At 32.4% G+C, this 24,200-nt stretch carries 15 protein-coding genes; 3 read left to right on the top strand and 12 right to left on the bottom strand.

The genetic code is table 11. The features are described 5' to 3' along the window. Window positions 1–119: 119 nt before the first annotated feature. The 4 genes from FNB79_RS04870 to FNB79_RS04855 form a co-directional block, all read right to left on the bottom strand. Window positions 120–2,798, bottom strand: a complete 2,679-nt coding sequence (locus tag FNB79_RS04870; RefSeq protein ID WP_143380236.1) for an AsmA-like C-terminal region-containing protein — start codon at window positions 2,796–2,798, stop codon at window positions 120–122. Window positions 2,799–3,115: 317 nt separating this feature from the next. Further along, window positions 3,116–4,978, bottom strand: a complete 1,863-nt coding sequence (locus FNB79_RS04865) for a GNAT family N-acyltransferase (protein WP_143380235.1) — start codon at window positions 4,976–4,978, stop codon at window positions 3,116–3,118. Between the two features lie 22 nt (window positions 4,979–5,000). Continuing rightward, complete coding sequence (locus FNB79_RS04860) at window positions 5,001–6,248, bottom strand: aspartate kinase (RefSeq protein WP_143380234.1); 1,248 nt, start codon at window positions 6,246–6,248, stop codon at window positions 5,001–5,003. Further along, on the bottom strand, window positions 6,249–6,728 hold the full coding sequence (locus FNB79_RS04855; protein ID WP_143380233.1) for a GNAT family N-acetyltransferase: 480 nt from the start codon (window positions 6,726–6,728) through the stop codon (window positions 6,249–6,251). Window positions 6,729–6,840: 112 nt separating this feature from the next. Here FNB79_RS04855 and fbp point away from each other — a divergent pair, with 112 nt between their 5' ends. After that, complete coding sequence (gene fbp / locus FNB79_RS04850; RefSeq protein WP_143380232.1) at window positions 6,841–7,854, top strand: class 1 fructose-bisphosphatase; 1,014 nt, start codon at window positions 6,841–6,843, stop codon at window positions 7,852–7,854. 61 nt (window positions 7,855–7,915) lie between these two features. Here the strand turns inward: fbp and FNB79_RS04845 are convergent, their stop codons facing one another. After that, entirely contained in the window at window positions 7,916–8,344 is a 429-nt protein-coding gene (locus tag FNB79_RS04845; protein WP_143380231.1) for a tellurite resistance TerB family protein, read from the bottom strand. 194 nt (window positions 8,345–8,538) lie between these two features. Between FNB79_RS04845 and mfd the strand changes: the two genes are divergently transcribed. Both mfd and FNB79_RS04835 read left to right on the top strand, forming a co-directional pair. Next, window positions 8,539–11,865, top strand: coding sequence for a transcription-repair coupling factor (mfd, locus tag FNB79_RS04840; protein WP_394345104.1), 3,327 nt, complete (start codon window positions 8,539–8,541; stop codon window positions 11,863–11,865). A gap of 4 nt (window positions 11,866–11,869) precedes the next feature. Then, a complete protein-coding gene (locus FNB79_RS04835) occupies window positions 11,870–13,171 on the top strand; it encodes a TlpA family protein disulfide reductase (RefSeq protein WP_143380229.1) in 1,302 nt (433 codons plus the stop codon). Between the two features lie 87 nt (window positions 13,172–13,258). Here FNB79_RS04835 and FNB79_RS04830 read toward each other — a convergent pair whose 3' ends face one another. The 7 genes from FNB79_RS04830 to FNB79_RS04800 form a co-directional block, all read right to left on the bottom strand. Continuing rightward, entirely contained in the window at window positions 13,259–13,945 is a 687-nt protein-coding gene (locus tag FNB79_RS04830) for a GNAT family N-acetyltransferase (RefSeq protein WP_143380228.1), read from the bottom strand. 163 nt (window positions 13,946–14,108) lie between these two features. Continuing rightward, window positions 14,109–14,903: an aspartate/glutamate racemase family protein gene (locus FNB79_RS04825; RefSeq protein WP_143380227.1), complete on the bottom strand. Its 795-nt coding sequence runs from the start codon at window positions 14,901–14,903 to the stop codon at window positions 14,109–14,111. Between the two features lie 14 nt (window positions 14,904–14,917). Further along, window positions 14,918–16,495, bottom strand: coding sequence for a sulfatase (locus tag FNB79_RS04820; RefSeq protein WP_143380226.1), 1,578 nt, complete (start codon window positions 16,493–16,495; stop codon window positions 14,918–14,920). A gap of 227 nt (window positions 16,496–16,722) precedes the next feature. Further along, window positions 16,723–18,168 (bottom strand): SusD/RagB family nutrient-binding outer membrane lipoprotein, encoded by a 1,446-nt coding sequence (locus FNB79_RS04815; RefSeq protein WP_185967840.1) that lies wholly within the window; start codon window positions 18,166–18,168, stop codon window positions 16,723–16,725. A gap of 12 nt (window positions 18,169–18,180) precedes the next feature. Beyond that, a complete protein-coding gene (locus tag FNB79_RS04810; protein WP_143380224.1) occupies window positions 18,181–21,339 on the bottom strand; it encodes a SusC/RagA family TonB-linked outer membrane protein in 3,159 nt (1,052 codons plus the stop codon). Between the two features lie 323 nt (window positions 21,340–21,662). Then, window positions 21,663–23,102 (bottom strand): tetratricopeptide repeat protein, encoded by a 1,440-nt coding sequence (locus tag FNB79_RS04805; protein ID WP_143380223.1) that lies wholly within the window; start codon window positions 23,100–23,102, stop codon window positions 21,663–21,665. Window positions 23,103–23,233: 131 nt separating this feature from the next. Then, a complete protein-coding gene (locus FNB79_RS04800) occupies window positions 23,234–24,124 on the bottom strand; it encodes a BPSS1187 family protein (protein ID WP_143380222.1) in 891 nt (296 codons plus the stop codon). Window positions 24,125–24,200 lie beyond the last annotated feature (76 nt).

Genomic DNA, 24,200 nt, shown 5'->3' with positions numbered 1-24,200 from the left:
ACTTTTACACTTGTATTATGAAATATGAGCTTGGTAAATATTCTTGATATAAATATAAAAAAGCTGAAGGTTTAAAATCCTCAGCTTTTTTATATTTAGTAGTATTTTTTTATAACCAATTACTTTCCAGAATCGTTACTCTCTTTTTTACTTCCAAACAATCCATTTAATAAATTATCTGCTGCTTTTTTAATGTTATCTGTAGTTACAGAGTCTTTAGCTTTAGCCTTAGCAGTAGTTGTAGTGGTGGTTTTTGTAGAATCTTTAGTTGTATTAGAGTTTAAAAAACTATTTAAGGCATCTTTAACCTTATTACTACCTTCATTTAAAAGCTTATCTTTTTGCATAGTAACCAACTTATTTGTTAGCGTCTTAGCTGTTGCACTTAAATCTGTAGTAATAGATGGGCTACCAACGCTTCCGCCAATATTTGCGGTTACAGGCACAGAAATGTTTTCTGCATCAGGATCGTTTAATTTTGATAATAAATTCTGTGCTTCCGTTCCTAAATATTTTGCAGGCACATCAAAAGTAGCATTGTAATTTAATGACTGGTCGAAACCATGACTTCCGGCAACCTGAACATCTATATCCTTAAATTTAAGATTAAAAGGCTTGACCTGAACTTGTCCGTCATTAAACGTTAAGGTAGTATTAATTTTTTTTGTTTCGCCTTCATTAAAATTTAGGAATTCTAAACGATCCACAAGCGTACTTAACACTTTACTATCCTTAGAATCTACATCACTTACAAGTAATTCTGCTAAAGCATTACCTGACAAAGTACTTAGGTTTGGCGTAAATTCGTTATTTAAATTTCCTTTTATTTCAAAATTAGAATTTAGCGTTCCTTTAAAGGCTTGAGCAATTGGCGCTAATGCCTGCAACATCTCTAGACCTTTAAAAGACTGAGCAATATTAAAACTATTCATCCCCAAATTCACATCAAAAGTTGGAATGTCTGCTTTGGTAGAGACTGCGCCATTTAAAGCAATTTGACCACCAAAAATATTAGATTTAAAATCCTTTAATGTTACGATTTCATCTTTAACCAATAACGTCCCTGAAGCGTCTTTTAATGTCAAATTATCGTAAAGCAATGTATTCGCTTTAGCCACAATTGTCGCATCTAAAAATGCAGGTATTTTAATAGATTCTGTGGTGGCTACTTCAGGAGTAGCTGTTTTTGTAGATTCTGACGTTTTAGTAGGTTCAGGAGTTTCGCTTTCTGTCATAAAATCATTAACTGCAAATGTATTTGAGTTTAATGTAAAGCTTCCTTTTAATATTTGGTCATTAAACATATAACCTAATAAATTATCTATAGTTCCTTTAGCAGAAAGGTCTGTTTGCCCTGTTTTAGCTTCAAAAGAATTTAAAGTAACATTTTGGGTATTAAACGTTAAACCAGCTTTAGAAATTTGAATGGGATTAGTCATGTCTTCAGAATCAAATTCAAATCCGCTTAAACCTAACGACCCGCTATTTTTAGTATCTTGATAGCGTCCGTCTTCTATGGCTTTCATATCAAAAGCTGTAGTTATATTGGCATCTAAAATTCCTTTTAATTGTTGTTCTACAGAAAAAGGATAAGCCTGAGATAAGTTACCTAAATTAATGCGCCCTTTTAAGTTGGCGTTCACTAACGGATTTCCCATTATATCTTTAATCGTTGCATTAGCACTAAAAACATCTTGTGCAATTTTAAAAGTTAAAGCGTTTATATTAACATAGGTATTTTCTAACAATCCAGTGTCGTTAGCAATCTTAGTGTCTATAGTAATATTGGAAACCGATTGCGGTAAATCTGGATATTTAAACGATGCATTATTTGATGTGATACCAATATTAAATTTAGGAATATGGGTCTCATCTACAGTGCCATTTAAAACACCTTGCACTATAAAATCACCTGTTGTATTCACATTTTCTATCTCTTTAGAATAGGCTTTTGGAATTAAAGCCAAGAAATTTTTAAAATCTGATGATGGTGTTTTAAAGGTAATATCTACATCCTGACTGTTATCGTTCAATTTTACACTTCCATCAAAAACCAATTCTAATTGGTTAACTTTAGCTTTGTTCTCTAAAAATGTATATATATTCTGCGCTAAATCTACCCCCAATTTAGCATCTAAAGTTACGGGGGTTTCTTTAAAATAATTGGTACCATCCATATCAAAAGAAATCAATCCGCTAGTTTTAGTATCGAGTTCCGATTTTACTGCAGAAAGGTCTCCTGTTCCAGAGTGATTAAAATCGTTTAATTGAAAATACATTTTTCCTTGCTCGTCGTAATATTTAATTTGAGAATTTGTAATTTCATATTTCTGAATAGATAAAGTCACGTTACTGGTTGGAGTTTCAGACGTATTAACAGGAACTTCTGTCCCATCTTTTTTAGCTATATCGTAATTTACTAGACCTTCTTCGTTTATTAAAATGTTAACAACCGCACCATCTATACTGAATGAGTTTATAGTATAACCTTCGTCTGCACTATTAAAAATTTGCATAAAAGGCACACTAACATTTGCTTCTTTAGCAGCAACTAAGGTTTCGCCTGCAAATGTTCCGGTGTTTACAATACTCATGTCGTTTACGGCAACAGAAACTTCTGGAAAGTTTCTTATAAAACTAATATCTGCGTCTGCAAAATCGAATTCTGCATCTATATTTTTATTTACAGTACTTTTTACAATCTCAAGTATTTTTCCTTCAAATAAGAAAGGGGCTGCAATTAAAAAAATAATTAGTAATCCAATTACAATCCCTACTATTTTAAGTGTTTTTTTCATATTAAATTTATTTTTAATTTGGCTGTAGTATTGAATTTAACTACTAAAGTGGTGCTAATTCTAAGCACTAAATATACTTTTAAAAATTTAATGTTTATAAATTTGTATGTATAAAGATTAAAAAATGTAATCTATTTTAAACAGTATGCTTACTGAATTAGCAATTTACAAATCAAGTTAATTACATATAATATTCTGTTCTTTTTCAACTTGATTTTTGATGCAATCCAATCCCTAGCTTAAGAAGATTTTAACCAAAAAAAAACCATTTTGTTAAAGAGGCCTTCAATGTATTTCAGGTATTCTTATTATGAAATTTAAATCTTTTCGGTAAAATTTTGTTGTTCGCTATTTCCATTCGCAGAGAATTTACGTTCAAGCTCCTCCTGAAATTCTTCCATAACAGGACGCACGGTACTTTCTGGTAAATCTTCTATCTTTATATACATTAAACCATCTACTGCATTATTAAATAACGGATCGACATTAAAGGCTACTAATCGGGCATTTTGTTTAATATATTTTTTAAGTAATACCGGTAATCTTAAGTTTCCTGGCTCTACCTCATCTATAATTTTATCAAATTTATTTAAATCGGCTTCTGTCGCATCAAAAACAAAGTCTTTATCGGCATCTTTAAGCTTCACTTTAAATTCTTTTTTAGGATGTACATATTGAGCTACATACGGATCGTAATAATGAGATTTCATAAACTCAATCATTAACGATTTTGAAAAGTTTGAAAACTGATTACTAATACTAACACCTCCAATTAAATACTTGTGTTCTGGGAAACGCAAAGTAGTATGCACTATACCGCGCCATAATAAAAAAAGAGGCATTGGCTTTTGCTGAAATTCTTTTATAATAAAAGCGCGTCCCATTTCTATAGACTCACTCATCATTTTATGTAATTCGGGTTCAAAACGGAATAAATCTTGAAGATAAAATCCATCAATTCCATATTTTTTAAATATTTCAGATCCTAATCCCATACGATAAGCACCTGCTATAACTTTTTGCTCATCGTCCCAAAGAAACATATGGTGATAGTAATTATCAAACTTATCCAAATCTATAGACTCGTTTGTACCTTCTCCAATGGCTCTAAAAGTAATCTCGCGTAAACGACCAATTTCCCTTAAAATTGTTGGAATATCTTTAGAAGAAGCCAAAAACACTTCATAATTTTTACTTTGCAACAATCTACAATCTAACGTTCGTAATTGCTTAACTTCTTCCTCCATTAAAATAGCATCTCCAGGCGTAACTATACGTTTAGGCGCTTTAGTTGATTTTAAATTTATTGTAGATGCTAAACTTCTAAGAATTGTAGATTTTTCTTCAAACGCATTAGCTAACATGTACGTTTTACGTCTTAAAAACTCACTGTATTCTGGTAATGTTGAAAACTCTTTTTGGTCGGCCACCGGAATAGGTTTCCCTATACGCACTTTTATAACTCGTCTTTTTTGCGTAAAAACCTCTGAGGGAAGTTTAGCTGTTCTTAAAGTATCGCTTAATTTAGAGAGTTCGTAAAACAACTTACTATTTTTAGCATGAAAATAAATAGGGACTACCGGAACTTCTGCGCGTTTTACCAACTTTAAAGCTGTAGCTTCCCAAGGCTTGTCAACCACCAATTTCCCTTCGCGATAAGTAGAAACTTCTCCTGCTGGAAACAAACCAATAGGATGTCCTTCTTTTAAATGTAATAATGCATTTTTAAATCCTGTAACGCTAGATTTAATATCCTTTTTATCCTCAAACGGATTTACAGGCATAATGTATGGCTTAATAGGCTCTATACGATTTAGTAAGAAATTTGCCATGATTTTAAAATCATCACGTTGTTCTAACAATAACTTAAGCAACAAAATCCCATCAATACCACCTAACGGATGATTAGATACTGTAATAAACGCTCCGGTTTTAGGTAAACGTTTTAAATCCTCTTCAGGAATTTCAAATTTAATATCAAAACTATCTAAAATACGATCTAAGAATGCAGTGTCTTTTAAATGCTTATTTTCTATATAGAAATCGTTAATTGCAGAAATTTTTAAAACCTTCATTAAACTCCAGCCCACAAAAGTGCCTAGAAAGCCCATTTTTTTTAAATTGATAGCACTTGCCACTTCACTAGCAGTTACTATTCCCTTTTCATCATTTTTCGCCATGGTCGCAAATGTAGTGAATTGTTTATTTAGTTACTATTTGTAACGTATCTAGTGTACGTTGTTGTAATAGAATGTTTTTATTTTTTGTTATAGAATTTATAGCGTTAGAATTATAATGTCTAACCGTATATAAGGTAACTTTAGGTATATAGGTAACATTATAAGTAACGCTAAAATGCTCTAAAACGTGTTTTAGATTATTAAAAACATCCTCTACACAAACAGAAAAACTAATGGCTGAATTCTGAATTAAGTCGACTTTCATTTTAAAGCGATGTAAAATATTAAAAATATCACTAATATTTTCTTCTACAATGTAAGAAAAATCTAAAGAAGATATTTGTATTAATACTTGATTTTTCTTAACAATATAACAGGGTATAGCTGGTACTAGACCCGGATCTGAATTTATTTTTGTGCCCTTAGACAATGGATTTAAAAAAGATTTTACAAACAGTGTAATGTCTTTTTGATGTAATGGTTGTAAGGTTTTAGGATGAATTACACTTGCGCCATAAAATGCTAATTCTATAGCTTCAGAATAAGATAATTGTTCAAGCAATTGGGCATCTTTAAAATACCTAGGATCGGCATTAAGCACTCCCGGAACATCTTTCCAGATAGTTACACTTTTAGCATTTAAAGCATATGCAAAAATGGCTGCAGTATAATCACTCCCTTCTCTTCCTAAGGTTGTTGTACAATTGCCATTAGCACCTAAAAAACCTTGCGTTAGGTATATTATTTTATGTTGTTGTAAAGTCGATATGTCTTTAACAGTTTGTTCCCAATTTACATTTGCGCGTCTGTAACTGGCATCTGTATGTATATACTTCCTAACATCTAACCATTTATTTTGTATACCTAATACATTTAAATACCGACTAACTATAGTTGTTGAAAGTAATTCGCCATACCCAATAATCTGGTCGTACACAAAGTTATAATCTGTAGACGCATTAGTTTTCAAAAACATTTTTAGGTCGTTAATTATAGACGCTATGGCTATAAAAATAGAATCTTCAGAATCTAGAAACAATTCTGAAATGATTGTATTATGATAGTCTAATACCACTTGAATAGAAGCCTCCAAAGCTGAAGTATGATACAAATAATTATCTATAACATCTTCTAAAGCATTAGTAGTTTTACCCATTGCCGAAATAACAACAACAGGATATGTTTTGGAATACTCATTTAAAATTGCTGCTAGATTTTTAACCCCATTAGCATCTTTTATTGAAGCTCCTCCAAATTTAAATACATTCATTTATAGAGTATCAATATAATTTTTTATGCTCGCTTGGTCTAATTGTACCACATCCCAATCGCGTAACACTTTTGCTCCTTTACTTTCGTAAAAAGCAATTGCAGGTTCATTCCAATCTATAACTTCCCAATTAATACGTTTTGCACCTTTATTGTAGCCATATTTAACCACTTCATTAAGTAAAGCGGTACCAACTCCTGCACCTCTAAAATCTTTATTTACTATTAAATCTTCCAAATGAATAATTGGACCTTTCCATGTAGAATAGCGGTTATATACTAAAGCAATTCCTTTTACAGCGCCTTCAATTTCAGCAACAAAACATTTAAATAATGGGGTCTCGCCAAATCCATCGCGTTCTAAATCAGCTACTGTAACCTCTACTGCTTCTGGCTCTTTTTCATAAATAGCTAATTCGTAAATTAGTTCTAGTACGGCTGACATATCTTCAATTTTAGCCGGTCTAATTTTAATATTCATAATAATTATTTAAGTCTTCAAATATATATAAAATGAATGGATTATAATTTTAACTCAAACGTTATAGTTTAACAAAAAGTACGATATTTGTAAAAACAAACATTACCATTAAATGTCAGGACAAAACAAAACATTAGGTGAATTTATAATCGAAAATCAAAGCGCTTTTAAGTACACCACAGGAGAGTTAACACGATTATTAAATTCTATACGATTAGCTGCAAAAGTTGTAAATCACGAAGTAAACAAAGCTGGATTAGTAGACATCATTGGAGCAGCTGGCGATGTAAATATTCAAGGTGAAGACCAACAAAAACTAGATGTTTACGCAAACGACATCTTTATTCAGACACTAAAAAAGAGAAATATTGTTTGTGGTATTGCTAGTGAAGAAGAAGACGATTTTATTACAATTAATAGTCAAGATTCTAAAAATCAAAATAAATATATTGTATTAATAGACCCTCTTGACGGATCTTCTAATATAGACGTAAACGTTTCTGTAGGAACAATCTTCTCTATTTACAGACGCGTTACTCCAGTAGGAACTCCTGTGACCATAGATGATTTTTTACAAGAAGGAAACCAACAAGTAGCTGCTGGTTATGTGGTTTACGGAACCTCTACCATGCTAGTGTATACAACAGGAGCTGGTGTTAACGGATTTACATTAAACCCAGCTATTGGAACATTTTATCTTTCTCACCCAGACATGTCTTTCCCTGAAGACGGGAACATTTACTCATGTAATGAAGGAAATTACATCCATTTCCCACAAGGAATAAAAGATTATATAAAGTATTGCCAAATGGAAGAAGGAGACAGACCATATACGTCTAGATATATTGGATCTTTAGTTTCAGATTTCCATAGAAACATGATTAAAGGTGGTATTTATTTATATCCAAAAAGTTCTAAAAACCCACAAGGAAAACTCCGTTTATTATACGAATGTAATCCCATGGCATTCTTAGCAGAACAAGCTAATGGAAAAGCAAGTGACGGATTCCAACGCATTATGGATATTAAACCTACAGAATTACACCAACGTGTCCCTTTTATGTGTGGAAGTAAAAATATGGTTGAAAAAGCTGAAGAGTTTGAACGCAATGCCGTAAAGAAATAAAACCAAATAAAAAGCGACCATTTTAAAATGGTCGCTTTTTATTTTTGGCAGAAGCTTAATATTACTTCTCTTTTTTCATCTCTAGAATAAAGGTTTCTAAATCTGCTTCGTTAGCCACTAAATCTAAAGCCTTATCTACAACTGCATTTACACTGCTTGAAGAAAACCCTAAACCATAAGCCATTTTACGAAGTAATACAATTTCACTTTCACCATTTATATGGTCTAAATTTACCATACGTGCTAAATCATATAAACGCTCTAACCTTTGATTAAATTCATGAGGCGGATTTATTGGGTGTGTTTTATAATCCAATAAAATCTGCTCGTAATCGTGCTCATTTATTTGTAAATTTCTAGCTAATCGGTCTAAAAAAGCTTTTTCATCTTCAGAAATCATACCATCATCCATAGCAACACGAACTATAGCTGCGAAATGATCTTTATTACGTTCTGTAAATCCGCTACCAAATAATTTTGAATAAGACATATCTTTTATTTTTTGAGGCGACTAATATAAATAAACTTTAATTGTTAATAAATTTAATTTTTCATAAATTTTTCTCTCTAATTTAATAAAAATTAAATTATTGTCAGTTTTTAATTTTATAAATCGTTAACATTATTTATAAACGCATACCTTATATTTGTAAAAAATAAATTGCCTTGAGTAAAAACAACCTCTTGCAAACATTTGCACAAACTTTGCAGACGCAAGATTTGCAACTTGCCATTTCTAAAAATGAGAGTAAAACGGTTTTAAAAGGTCTTGTAGGCTCATCGTTTTCTTTAGTAATCGCCGAAGTTTTTAAGTACGCCCAAAAACCTTTCCTATTAATTTTTAACGATAAAGAAGAAGCTGCTTATTATTTAAACGATTTAGAACAACTTTTAAATACTAAAGACGTCTTATTTTATCCTGGAAGTTATCGCAGACCCTACCAAATAGAAGAAACCGATAACGCTAACGTACTTTTACGTGCCGAAGTTTTAAACCGCATAAATTCGCGTAAAAAGCCAGCCATAATTGTTACCTATACAGATGCTTTATTTGAGAAAGTAGTAACCAAAAAAGAACTGGAACGCAATACGCTAAAAATAGCCGTTAACGACAATTTATCAATAGATTTTGTAAATGAAATCTTATTTGAATACAAATTTAAACGTGTAGATTTTGTTACAGAACCTGGCGAGTTTTCCGTCCGTGGAGGTATTGTAGATGTATTTTCATTCTCTCACGACGAGCCTTACCGTATTGAGTTTTTTGGAGATGATGTAGATAGTATAAGAACGTTTGATGTAGAAACACAACTCTCTACAGAACAAATAAAAAAAATCAACATCATTCCAAATGTTGAAAACAAACAATTAGACGAAAACCGTGAAAGCTTTTTAAAATATATGTCGTCTAAAACGGTTATATTTTCAAAAAACTCCCAACTCCTATTTTCTGGTAGCGATGTGCTTTTTAAGAAAGCAGAAGAAGCTTTTGAAAACTTAAATTCAGATTTAAAACACAACACACCTAGTGAGTTATTTTGTAATGCTGAGCTCTTAAAAAAGCAACTTTTAAAGTTTACTGTAGTCGAGTTTGGGAGCGGTTATTATTTTACTAACAGTATAGACACGGGTATTGTTTTTAATACCACACCGCAACCTTCTTTTAACAAGCAATTTGATCTTTTAATAAACGATTTAAATAGCAATCATAACAAAGGGTATACTAATTATATTGCCTGCGTTAGCGAACAACAAGCCAAACGTTTTCACGATATTTTTCAGGACACAGAACAAGGTGTCTCTTATCAAGCTATTGTCTTATCATTACATCAAGGGTTTATAGACCACACCAATAAAGTATTGTGTTATACAGACCATCAAATCTTTGAACGCTACCATAAATTTAGTCTTAAAAACGGATATGCTAAAAAGCAATCTATTACCCTTAAAGAACTTACTAACTTAGAAATTGGCGACTATGTTACACATATCGATCATGGGGTTGGACGCTTTGGTGGACTGCAAAAAATAGATGTTGAAGGCAAAAAACAAGAAGCCATAAAATTAATTTACGGCGAGCGCGATATTTTATATTTAAGTATACACGCGCTCCATAAAATAACCAAGTTTAATGGTAAAGATGGTAAGCCGCCAAAAATTCATAAACTAGGCAGTAACGCATGGAAAACGTTAAAACAAAAAACGAAAACCAGAGTTAAAGAAATTGCCTTTAACTTGATACAGTTATACGCCAAAAGAAAACTTGAAAAAGGATACCAATATAATCCAGACAGCTACTTACAGCACGAACTAGAAGCCTCGTTTATTTACGAAGACACTCCAGACCAAAGCACCTCTACCGCCGATATTAAAAACGATATGGAGAGCGAACGCCCAATGGACCGATTGGTTTGTGGCGATGTAGGCTTTGGTAAGACAGAAGTCGCTATTCGTGCAGCTTTTAAAGCTGTAGACAACGGCAAACAAGTTGCTGTATTAGTACCAACAACCATTTTAGCCTATCAACATCACAAAACATTTAAAGAGCGTTTAAAAGACTTCCCTGTTACGGTAGATTATGTTAACCGTTTTAGAACAGCAAAAGAAAAACGCGATACTTTAGAACGTTTAGAAAAAGGACACGTAGATATTATAATAGGAACACACCAACTTGCAAATAAAAGCGTTGTGTTTAAAGATTTAGGCTTATTAATTGTAGACGAAGAGCAAAAATTTGGAGTAGCGGTTAAAGAAAAATTAAAAACATTAAAAGAAAATGTAGATGTTCTTACATTAACAGCAACACCAATCCCGAGAACATTGCAATTTAGTCTAATGGCTGCGCGAGATTTATCTGTAATTACAACACCGCCACCAAACCGTTACCCAATTGAAAGTAATGTTATCCGTCTTGAAGAAGAAACCATTCGCGATGCTGTGAGTTACGAAATTCAGCGTGGCGGACAAATATATTTCATCCATAACCGGATTGAGAATATTAAAGAAGTAGCAGGCTTAATTCAGCGTTTGGTTCCAGATGCCAAAGTAGGTATCGGACACGGCCAAATGGAAGGAAAAAAACTTGAGAGTTTAATGCTTAGTTTTATGAATGGGGATTTTGATGTATTGGTAAGCACCACCATTGTAGAAAGCGGTTTAGACGTACCAAATGCCAATACTATTTTTATAAATAACGCCAATAACTTTGGATTAAGCGACTTGCACCAAATGCGTGGTCGCGTTGGTAGAAGTAACAAAAAAGCCTTCTGCTACTTTATTACTCCAGAATATTCGGCAATGACTGCAGATGCTAGAAAACGTATTACCGCTCTTGAACAATTTACCGAATTAGGGAGCGGATTTAATATCGCGATGAAGGATTTGGAAATTCGTGGTGCAGGAGATTTATTAGGTGGCGAACAAAGCGGATTTATAAATGATATTGGTTTTGATACATACCATAAAATTTTAAATGAAGCCATTGAAGAACTAAAAGAAAACGAATTTAAAGATTTATATCCAGAGGATGGTAAACCTAAAGAATACGTAAAAGATATTACCATAGACACCGATTTTGAATTACTATTCCCAGACGATTATGTAAATAATATCGCAGAGCGTTTAAATCTGTATACCCAACTCAATCAGTTAAAGACCGAAGACGAATTAATAACCTTCGAGAAGGAACTCATAGACCGCTTTGGAGAATTGCCAACACAAGTAGTAGATTTACTAAATAGTGTTCGTGTAAAATGGCTAGCCACAAAAATTGGAATAGAAAAACTCGTAATGAAACAAGGTAAAATGGTAGGCTATTTTGTAAGCGACCAACAAAGCTCGTTTTACCAAAGTGCTAGTTTTACAAACGTATTAAAATTTGTACAAGCCAACCCAAAAGCATGCAAAATGAAGGAAAAACAAACCCGAGCTGGTTTACGATTACTTTTAACCTTCGACCATATTAAAACTGTAAAACAGGCTTTACTTGCCTTACAACCTATAATAAACTAAAATAATGAAAAAATTATTACTTATACTATTATTACTACCAACTGTAGTAATAGCCCAACATAAAATTACAGGAACTTTTACACCTGCAAAGCAATTTAAAGCTGCAATATTATATAAGCTAGAGCCAACAAAAACAGAATATATTACGAACACGACCATAGTAGACGGTCATTTTGAAATGACTTTAGATGCAACACAACCACCTGGAATGTATCGTGTCGTTTATGCCTTACCTCAGGATCAATATAATTTTGATTTCATTTACAATAATGAAGACATTGTATTTAATTTTGATGCTAATAAAGGCATTTCCTTTCAAGAATCTAAAGAGAACAAATTACTCACTACATACAGACAAGACATGTATGTAGTTAAAAATAAAATTAACACGATTTACAGCAACAAAACCGTAGACCAAGCAGAATTCAATGCCTGTATTATTGAACTAAAAGACATACAAGAACAGGCAGAATACGAGTCTAAAAACATGCTTGCTCATGAGTTTATTAAAGCTAGCAGAACATACACTCCAACAACCTTTGAAGACGCTACGACCTACTTTAACAACTACAAAACTCATTATTTTGACCCTATAGATTTTAGTAATCCCATATTACAAAGCTCAGAGTTTTTAATAGATGCAACACTAAACTACATATATATATTTGTAGATAATGCAAACCAAAACATATCCTATAAAAATAATATTGATGATGTTGTTGGTGTAACTTCAAAAGAAAAAACCATACAAAAGGCAATGTTAGAAATCCTTTGGAATCGATTCAAAAACCAAAACAACGAAGAAGTTGCAAATTATATTGCATCTAAACACTTACAAAAGTTACTAGATCCAGTAAAGGATGAAATATTACTATCGGATATGAAAGCCTTCCAAAATACAGCTATAGGTGCTGTTGCTCCAGATTTCTCTTGGCCCTCTAAACAAGGAAGCACAAAACTTAGTCAGCTTAACGGAAAGGATTACTATATTCTTACGTTTTGGAGCAGTACGTGTTCACACTGTTTAGCTGAATTACCTGTTTTAAAAAACTATTTAAGTAATAAAAAAAATATTCAGGTATTAGCAATTGGATTAGAAGATGAGCGAGAAAACTGGGAAAAAACCATTACTAATTATCAAGATTTTACACAAATTTACGGTTACGGAAAGTGGGACAACCCAATTCCTATAGCTTATGGCGTATCTAGTACACCTACATTTTTTGTTTTAGATACAGACAAGAAAATTGTATCTAAACCAAATGATGTAGAAGCATTAATGGCTTTTTTAGATACTAAAAAATAAAAATTAAGACGTTTATAGAATTTGATAACAAAAAGGGAGCAAAGTAACAACTTTGCTCCCTTTTTGTATAACTACAGAGTTATAATTTTAGTTTTTACTGTACAACCACCAGTTCATATCTCGTGTTAACTCGTAACCTAATTTTTCATAAAGCGCAATAGCCAAGTTACCTTTATTTGTATGTAAAATAGGTTTTTTATTTTCTTTTAAAATGACTTTTGTTACATGAGATATTAACTGCTTAGCCAGTCCTTTTCTGGTATAATTAGGATGCGTAACAACAGCACTAACTTCTGTAAAAAGGTTGGTTTGCATGCGCTGTCCAGCTACTGAAACTAATTTACCATCCTTAAAAATCCCAAAGTATTTACCCATTTCAAAGGTTCTTTTTTGATAAAAACCCGGCATAACCAACCAAATCAAATCGTAGATTTCATCAACATGTGTTTCATCTAACATTACAATGTCTTCTGTTATTGAGACATCTGTTAACGTATTTAAAACCATTTGGCAGCCATCAATTTTTTTTACTAAACGCACTTTAGTAAGATCTATTTCTGGTGTTTGATGTTCTGAAACAAAGAAGAATGTATCAGACATTTTTGAATATTCACTTGCAGGTTTTGTTGTTTTCGCTTCATCAAAAAAAGAACCAAACGTACAGATCTCTGGTTTATAAAATTGTACACCATTAAATGTTATCGCAAATTTTTTATGAGTTTCTTGTAATGCATACCAAACTGGATTTTTTAATTGTTGATTTAAATCTATCATTATAATAAATATTTTAAAAGGCTGAATAAGCAAAAGTGTTAACTTATACGCAGCGACAAATTTAAAGAACACCTTTATTTTTACTGTTAGATTTAAAGAAAAAAAGCTGAACAACATAAAGTTGTTCAGCTTAACAAACATGTTTACTATAACATAAACAAACCTACTTCTTTAAAATATAGTCTACTCCGGATTGGGAGTGAATTTTTGTGGTATCGAAAATGGGAACTTCTAAATCGTCTTCAAAAATCATTAAAGGAAACTCTGTACACCCTAATATTACACCTTCTGCACCGGAATTAATCATATCTTTCAACACACTAAGTACATAGGCTTTAGATTCTGCTTTCACTTCTCCATAAGTGAGTTCTTCTATAATTATACGATGTAATTCTTCAATCACTTTTTCATCTTCTGGAACCAGAACATCTAAACCATTTTCTTCTATTCTTTTGGTTATAAAATCTTCTGTCATACTATATTTAGTTCCGATAAAGCATACTTTTTTTAAGCCTTTTTTATGAATTGCTTTGGCTGTAGCATCTGCAATATGAATAATTGGAAAATCTAATTGGTTTTGAACTTTATTATATACTTTATGTGGTGTATTAGCACAAAACATTACAGACTGCGCTCCTGCTTTATTTAAACTTAATGCCGCATGAGTAAGCAGTCCTGCAATAGAATCCCACTTATCTTCACGCTGAAAACGATGTACTTCTGCTTGATTAAGTGTATAAACCAATAGCGGCGGATTGGTATTATTACCAAAATAATCGTTAACAAACTGATTTATAGTACTATAATAATCTAAAGTAGAGTGCCACGATGTACCTCCTATAAGTCCTAATGTATTCATTTTAGATTGTTGTATTTCAAGTTGCATTAGATTTTTTTTAGTTGGGATCATAAACGCTGTAAGTCCCAAAAAAAGTAATCCGTAAATATATTTCTTCATAGTATATGTCTTATTTATAACGTTGAAAAGCCTGCTTTTAGCTGAGAAGACAAAGTTTTAATTAATTCCTTATTTGCAGGATCATTAGCAATATTTGTATTTTCTTGAGCATCTTTTTCATGATCAAAAAGTTCTTTCCCTAAAAACTCTCCAACAGCATTTTTATTGGCTTCCCAATCATACCACTCGACATAACGGTAACGATCTGTTCTTACTGTATATCCCATTTTTTCAGATTCCCGCTCTTTTAGAGGGCCAAATCTACCTAATAAAAACTGGCTATATGCTGCATCCTTAACTGTTGCTTTTGGATTTTCAAGAAGTGGTTTTAAACTTGTGCCTTGTAAATATTCAGGGATTTCAAACCCGGTAACATCGCAAAGCGTTGGGTAAACATCAACAAATTCGGTTAAAGCATTACTTGTTTCGCCTTTTGCTACAACTTTTGCTCCGCTAATAATTAATGGTACTCGGGTATCTATTTCATAATTAGTTTGCTTTCCCCAACCATTATGTTCTCCTAACTTCCAACCATGATCGCCCCATAATACAACAATGGTATTGTCTTTAAGATTTAAACGTTCTAACTCGTCCATAATCCTACCTATTTGTGCATCTATGTAAGAAATACAAGCGTAATATGCATGTTTAAGTTCGCGTTGTTTATCTTCATCCCAATTGTTTTCATTAGGATATGGTAAATTTGATTTAGCATCTACATAACCCCGAAGTTCTGCATCGCCATGCACGGTATAAGACGGACTATCTTTTGGGTGATATTGATTTTCTGCGAGTTTAATATCCGCTCTATTGTATAAATCCCAATATTTTTTTGGGGCATTAAAAGGCAAATGTGGTTTATAATACCCAACAGACAAAAAGAAAGGTTCGTCTTTATCTTTAAGTTCTCTAAGCTTTTTAATTGCCATTGTAGTTTGAGCGCCATCATAATACGCATCATCATTATCTACAAGCCCCATTTCACTAGAGCGGGTTTTAGAATAAATAAAACCATATTTATCAACCTTTGCATGTCCAGCTTTTAAACGCTTTAACTCTATCTCTTTTTGTGCTATAATATTATCGCGATTAACGTATACCGCATCTGGATCGAAAGGAAAACCATCTATGTGTAAATACTCATTCCAAGCCAGAGAATCCTGTAATGTATTATGAAATGTTTTACCTAATCCAACACTATAATATCCATTGTTTTTAAAGAATTGGGGCAAAGAAACCAGGTTGGGCATTTGGTCTCTAAAGTGTGTTTTTAAATCCCAAACTTGTGTAGAGTCGGGTCTTAAACCTGTTAATAAACTGGTTCGGGAAGCTGTACATACCGCCTGCTGGCAATACGCACGATTAAAAACAACGCCATTAGAGGCTAGTTTGTCAATATTAGGGGATATTACATCGCTATTACCATAACACCCTAACTCTGGTCTTATATCATCTATAGGAATAAATAAAATATTTGGTCTATTTACCGCTACACTATGTTGTATTACTTCTGTTTTTTGTTGGCAACTACTTAATATTAAAACAGCTATACATGTTAAATATTTTAGTTGCTTATATGCTGTAATTTTCATTAATTAAGATTAAATGTTTACTATTTTTTAGCTAGTATAACTTACCCAGTTAACATTACTAAGGCAGCATTTTTATTTTTATAGACATATAAAAACACTTTTTAATTACTGTAAGCTAGTAATTTTAAAATCTAGGTTGTTTTTTATACAGATATTTATAAAAAAGATTGACTAACTTAAACAAATAAAATATCACTAGCTTACTGTAATTAACGGATGTCTAAACATTATTTTTCATACCACATTTTGGTTTCTATAGTTAAACCTGTAGGTGTATTAATATTAGAACCAGCCTCATTAGAAGAGTATGTGTAACGTCTAATTACATCTGTGGCTCCCGCATTGGCAGGAATATCTAAATCTACACTTTTAGTTCTCTTCCATTGGCTCCAAGCTTCTAGCCCATTCCCAAATAACGAAATGTAATGTTGGTCGTTAATATAATCTAAAGCTTCATTGGTTGTTAAAGCAGTTAAATCTGGTAAACTTGCAATATAAGTCTCTTTATCTGCTTGAGCGATCTCTCCTAAGGTACCATCATAATAATCTAGGGCGAGTGTAACGCCTTCCAAAAACCATACGTTCGCTTGCGCTAAACCCCCAGACACAAAACCATTAGCTGCAGCATCTGCGAGTAAAAAGTAAGTTTCTGAGGCTGTAGAATATCTATCCGGCGTATCTGCCAATACATTATTCGCATTCACTTTAGAAATGGTTGTAAAGCCTGTATATCCTTGCCATTTTCCAAAATATTCTCCATTTGAATTTGGTTCGTAATATGTCGCTAATCGGGGATCGTTTAATTCTTTCATTAAATTAACTAGTGGTCTTCCTGCGTACCATAAGTTTATATTCCCGCCCCAATAATTATTTATAAATGTCCATTTAGGATTTTCATTACCAATAGTTTCGGAGTACGATAATTGTGCTTCTTGGTCTTTAGTTACAATTAAGGGTGAATTTACCAAGGCTTGAAGTTGGGCAGAAACTTCATCTGGTTTTTTATTAGCAATAAACATTAACATTTTTAATTTTATAGAGTTAGCCCAACGAATCCATGATGCCTTATCTCCATTAAAAATTAAATCTGAATCTGTAACAATTTGAGAATCTAAATCTTGTTCTAAAATTGCTAAGGCTTCATCCATTAAAGTAACGACACCTTCTAACACAATTTCTTGCGAATCGAATTCTGGATAAGGATATTCTGTTGGGTTACCTGCTTGTGTATAAGGCACATCTCCCCAAACCTGAGTTATATTAGAATATATAAAACCCTCTAGCACTTTGGCCTGAGCTATAATGTATTGATTATCTGGATTATCTTCTTCTACCAACTGTTCTACTAAAGACAAATTCTTTAAGCAAGTTGTATACCAAGTAGTCCATCCATTATTAACAGAAGGCACTCCCAAAACATATCGGCTTCTGCTTAACCACGTACCTCCACTTCCGCACCACTGTTGTGCATGCATATTTAATCCAGCAAACTCTATAGATCTTACTGAAGAAAAATTTACAATTATCTCTGGAAACAAAAGTTCTGCTGGCACAGAAGTTACAGCTAAAGGATCTTCATTTATATCTACTAAAGCACTATCGCAGGCATTAACACTTACGAGTAAGACACTTAAAACTATTATATATTTTATCTTTAAAACTATTTTTTTCATGGCTTTCATTTTTTAAAATTTAACTTGAACATTAAATCCTACACTACTTGTAGATGGCACTCCGTTATATTCAATCGCACCTCCATTACTACCTGATCCAAATAAATTAGTTTCTGGATCTATATGTGGTATACTGGTATTAAAGATTCCAAGGTTTCTTCCCTGAACTCCAATTCGTAAAGATTTAAACGGAGAATTATTAAGTTGCTCTTTATTAAAAGTATAAGCTAATCCTAGCTCTCTCCATTTAATATATGTTGCATCAAACGTGTTGCTTTCATGAATTCTACTTGCAGAATAATTAGACCAGTATTGTTGTACACTTGGGATAGCAATGGTATTTTCTGAGTACGTACCATCTTCATTAACCATATATGTATTAGGATCTACAAACAGTGTTTCTCTATCTACAGCAGTTTCTTTTGCCAAACCTGATGTTCTAAGAGACGATACTGTTTGTGAATACAACACACCGCCTTCTTTCCAATCGAAGGTTGTAGATAAACTCCATCCTTTGTATCTAAACACAGAAGTCAGTCCCATTGTAAAATCTGGTGTAATATCTCCTAATCTTTCATTATCACCTTCATAACGCAACCCATTACTATTTACTAAAATTTGATCTTCAATAGTATTTCCATTCTCGTCTACAGCACGTGCAAATCTATTTCCATAAATTCCTATAGACTGTCCTTCTTCTGCACCCACAACTAATCCGTTAAATGCAGAGGCCATGGTATATTTATCTATTCCTTCTCCTAAATCATCTATAATAGTTTCGTTTGTTGAAAAATTATAATTCAAATTCCAAACAAAGCCTTTATACCTGATAATTTTAGCTCCAATTTCCAACTCAAAACCTGTATTAGAAATTTCTCCAATATTGGTCATTGCAGAACTATACCCTGTAGATGCAGGCACTAATAACGAAATGATCTGATCTGTTGTAACATTCTTATAATAAGTTGCATCTATAGTCACTCTATTTTTCAGCAAGCCCAATTCAATCCCCAACTCATAATTCGCTTGATTTTCTGGTTTTAAATTTACATTAGGTAGTGTATTTGGCCCAGAAAACGCTAACTGTCCGTCGAATGGAAAAGTTCCACTTGTACTAAATTGTCCGTACCAAGTAGATTGAGGTGAGTATAAAAAATCTAATTGATAAGCGCCGGTATCACTGCCCACATTAGCCCAGTTCCCTCTTAGTTTTCCATAATTTAAAATATTACTATCGATTTTAAAAGCATCTGTAAACACAAAACTTAGGGCTACAGATGGATAAAAATAACTATTTCCTCCTTCTGGTAGAGTGGACGACCAATCGTTTCTAGCCGAAGCATTTAACGTTAACCACGTTTTATAAGTTAATGTTAAATCGCTAAACACTCCAAATATTCGTGTTTTAGCATAGTTTTTCCATGGCACATTTGTTTCTACATTTCCAGGATCGAAAAGCTCTGGTATTGTTAAACTTATACCCTGATTACCAATTGTACTCCACTCTCTTTGATTCCATTGGGCACCACCCATTATTTTAAAATCAAAATCGCCAAATACATTATTATACGTTGTTAAAAAATCTAAAGTCAGCTCATTTCTACTAATATGGTTTTCCGTATAGTTTCCTTCTAACAAACCTATAGTTCCTTTATGTTTATTAGAAAAATGTGTTGTATTATAAGTATCATAACCTACACGTCCTAATACAGACAGATGCTTAACAGGCTGATAGTCTAAATTTACATTTCCAAAGAAACGTTCTGTATCGCTAGTCCTTTGGTTTTCGTGTACAATCCAATACGGGTTATTTGTGCCATCTGCATCTACAGGTGCCAATTGTTCTTCACCATCTTCACTAATCCAAGGCGTAAACACATTTATATCTGTAGTACGTGGTAGCGTATTAATTACGCTCATTAATATATTTGGATCATTTCCACCTTGTGCCACTGCGCCTTCAATACTAGAGTTAACATAATTTATACTAAAGCTAGATTTTAAATTATCATATAATTGAGCACCTGATTTTAAACCTAAATTTAATTTTTCTAATGAAGAACCCGGTATAATACCTTCCTTAGACGTATATGAGGTACTAAACCTATAATCGTTTTGACCTTTATCCGACACTCCCGAAATAGCAAAACTATGTATGTTTGTAGAGCCTAATTCATAAAAGTCTTTCTGAAGATCTGGATAAGATTGAAAGGTTTGTACATTACCAGCATAGTCTGTATATGTTCCGCCTTCAGAAATACGTGCACCCCAACCGGCACCTACTTCTTGTAAATTATCTCCTTCTGCTTCATTGTACACTCCGTAATCTCCAGGGCCAAATGTATTTTGAAAATCTGGCAATCTTAACGGATTATCAAAACGAATTGTAGAACTGTAAGATACTGTTGCTTTGCCTTTCCCTTTTTTTGTTGTAACTACAATTACACCATTCGATGCTCTAGAACCATATAAAGCTGCTGCAGAGGCTCCTTTTAAAACAGTTAAACTTTCAATATCATCTGGATTTATATCTTGTGCCCTATTTCCATAATCTATAGATCCTGTAGTTCTTGAACTTGTAAAATCGTTAGCATCAGAAATGGGTACTCCATCTATTACCCACAATGGATTATTAGAACCGCTAATACGCGTCATCCCACGTACTGTTATTTTAGTTGAAGCTCCTATGCCTCCTCCTTGTCCTGTTATTTGAACTCCAGAAACTTTACCTTGTAATGCTTGAAGCACATCTGTTTCTCTAGCCACATCAAAATCTGCAGATTTTACAGTACTTACACCATACCCTAAAGTTCTATCTGCGCGTTCAATACCCATGGCTGTAACTACAACTTCATTTAAAGCTTCTGCATCTTCGTATAAAATTACATGTATGGTTTTTGATGCTCCAACAGTAACCTCTTCAGTCCTCATCCCTAAATAAGAAAATAGTAATACTTGACCAGGATTTGCTTTAATAGAATAATTCCCATCAAAATCTGTTTGCACACCTATTCTAGTATCTTTTATCATGACGGTTACTCCTGAAACCGGAATGTTAGACTCATCTACAACATGTCCTGTAATACTATTTTCTTGTGAATACATAGTTTGAATTGCCCCCATTTGGATTGCAATTAAAAAGAGTATTAATTTGAAGGTTTTTGTTTTCATACACAGTTGTTTTTTGATTATTTCTTGATTTAAAAAACGCTTGAAATAGAATTTAACTTTTCGTTAAACTACTTTAAGAGAATATTAACAATAAGATAAAACAACTAAAAAACCGGTTAAATAGGGAGTTTGAAGGGTATACACTTGTACTACACCATGTGTAATACAGTAATTTTTGAGAGTATAAAAATATTATGGACGAATATTGTTAATTTATAATTTAATTAATTGTGATAATCAAAAATTACAATTGATAAAATTATAATTTTTGTTAAAACACAGTTTTAAATTCACAGAACAGAATAAATATAGCTCTAAATTACTCATAGCTTTTTAATCCAGGTATAAATATTTTCATCTTCTGGAATGTTTAGCTTTTTGCGTAACCTATACTTTTTGGTTTGTACAGTTCTTGGCTGAATATTAGTGAAACTAGCAATATCTTTAGAAGAGAAATTAAGCCAAATCATGGCACAAAGTGATAATTCTGTATTTACTAGTTTAGGATTAATTTTTAGAAGATTTTCGCATACTTGTGGATACACTTCTTGAAAACGAATTAAAAAGGAAGGATCGTTAGTTTTTGCTAATGCATCTACCTCATCAAACGCTTCATTAAGTTTTTGTTTTAGTTTTTTACTTTCTAACTCTTTTTGTTTTAACAAGGTTTCTTTTTCAAGAAGCACTCTACGTTTTTTAGCTTTATAAGTATAAGTATTATAAATTATTAGAAAAACTGCAAATACAAAAACCAAAACAACCGCAACAATAAGTGAGCTATATTTTTTTTCTTTCTCTTTATAATCAAGCTCTTGCTCTGTTAAAAAAGTATTGATTACATCATCAATATTTTTATTGTATCTCGTATTTATACTATCTGTAATAACTGTGTACTTTAATAAATACTCATGAGATAGCTCGTCTTCTTGCAATTTAGCATATGTTTCAGATATAAGTTTATAGGCTAATTTTACATTTTCTAATATTTTAAGCCTTTTAGAAATCTCTAAAGACTCTTTATAGAATTTTATAGCATCGTTATAATTTCCAGTAGATTTATTGTAATTAGCCTCTGCATGTAAAACTATAGATTTATGATATTCTGTAATATCTGAATTTTGGACTAATAATTTACTCTTGTTTAAATACGTTTTTGCAGAATCTAAATTGATATCTTTCTTTAAATAATAGTTTGCTACTACTGCATATTTAAAAGCATTTTCTTTAATTTTAATAGCCTTATGTAAATACACTAGAGTAGAATCTAATTTATAAGGAGTATTTGAAAATGCATCTGCCTTATTAATATATAAAAAGGAGAGCAGGTAATTGTAGTTAGGAGGTAATTTGCTACATAACGTTATACATTCGTTATAATATGCAATTGCTTTATTATTAAAATTTAAGGCGGTATAATTTCTGGCATAATTAGCCAACACTCTAATTTTTAGATTTGTATTTTTATCCTCATCTATTAAATTATCAGCTAAATCTAGATATCGCAAACTCTCTAAATGCTCACCAAAGGTGCATAAAATATTTGCTATTCTTATGTATCCTACGGTTACAGTAAATATATCATTGTTTTTCTTGGCCTTTTCGACAATATCAATATCTAACAGTAAAGCTTCTTCAAAAAAACCGTCTTTAATTAAACTATCTTCTTCACGCATCCAGCCTTGGTACTCTTCATGAGGTTGCTGATTTCCGTAAAGAGATAAAAATGCTAAAAAAAATAGTATAAATACAGACTTGCTTCTCATTTACAATAACTCCAATTCTTAATAAAAAAAGTATGCTAGAGAGTAAAATTACTTACTTTCTAACATACTTTTTTATAGAAAAATATAATTATTAAGTCTTTTTATGAGATTAACTCAGAAATTATGCGCATTTAATTTCCTTTTCCTAACAATTCAATCCATTGGTCTGTATACCCTATATTTCTAACACCATTAGAGTGTCCTTTTTTTCCTTCAGGGACAGGTAAATTAAAAGGGTAAATATGATCTTTAGGGATCCCCATGGCTAAATAAGTTTCTTCAATAGTTTTAGCCATAGGCTCGGTAACATGATATGTACCATACCATAAATCTAAAGGTGTTGCACTCTCGTTGGTATACCAAAACGCAATTTTGTTTTTGGCTGAAAAATCCCAACCACCAGAAAAATCTACTACGCGTGCCACGCGCTCACGTTTCGCTATAAAAGCTGCCATGCCTCCGCCTTGAGACTGACCAGAGACAGCTATTTCACTCCATTTTGGTTTGCCATTTTCCAGATATGCACCCCAATTGCCTTTTTTATCATTTTCAGCTAAATAAATAAGCAACTTAGTTAATCGGTTTACTATAGCATCATGTGCTTCATCTTCTATAAGTGAGAAATTATTATCGCCATAAATACGCATTGTCCTAAAATCTGAAGTACATTTAGAATTTTTTGTTAGCGTATTTCCTCTACATATTTGTGCCACTGCTGGCGTATTAATATAGGATAGATTAATTACATGATATCCTTGATATACAGCTACAGAAAATAAACTCTTTGGTCCCTTTAAGGCAATACCTCCTGTACCTGGCATAAACAACAATAGCTTACCTTGTTTGGCTGTTGGATTATACACAACTAAATGCGGCGTATTAGCTTCTTTTATTCTAGAATCTGTTTTAGCAGGCTCGACATTTAAAACCGTGTATTCTTTAGGAAATTGATACGTAGATTGCCCTATTAAATTATTACACACACAGATAATAAATGATAATGCAACAAGCTTTTTTAACATAATGGTTTAGTTTAAATTATTCCTTTTTAACATTTAGAGTCTTTACTTTATAAACAGTATTGCTTTTCTTAAAATA

Origin of the sequence: Formosa sediminum (assembly GCF_007197735.1) — a bacterium.
In the GTDB taxonomy this organism is placed as follows: domain Bacteria; phylum Bacteroidota; class Bacteroidia; order Flavobacteriales; family Flavobacteriaceae; genus Formosa; species Formosa sediminum.
This window is presented reverse-complemented; position numbering and strand designations above follow the sequence as displayed.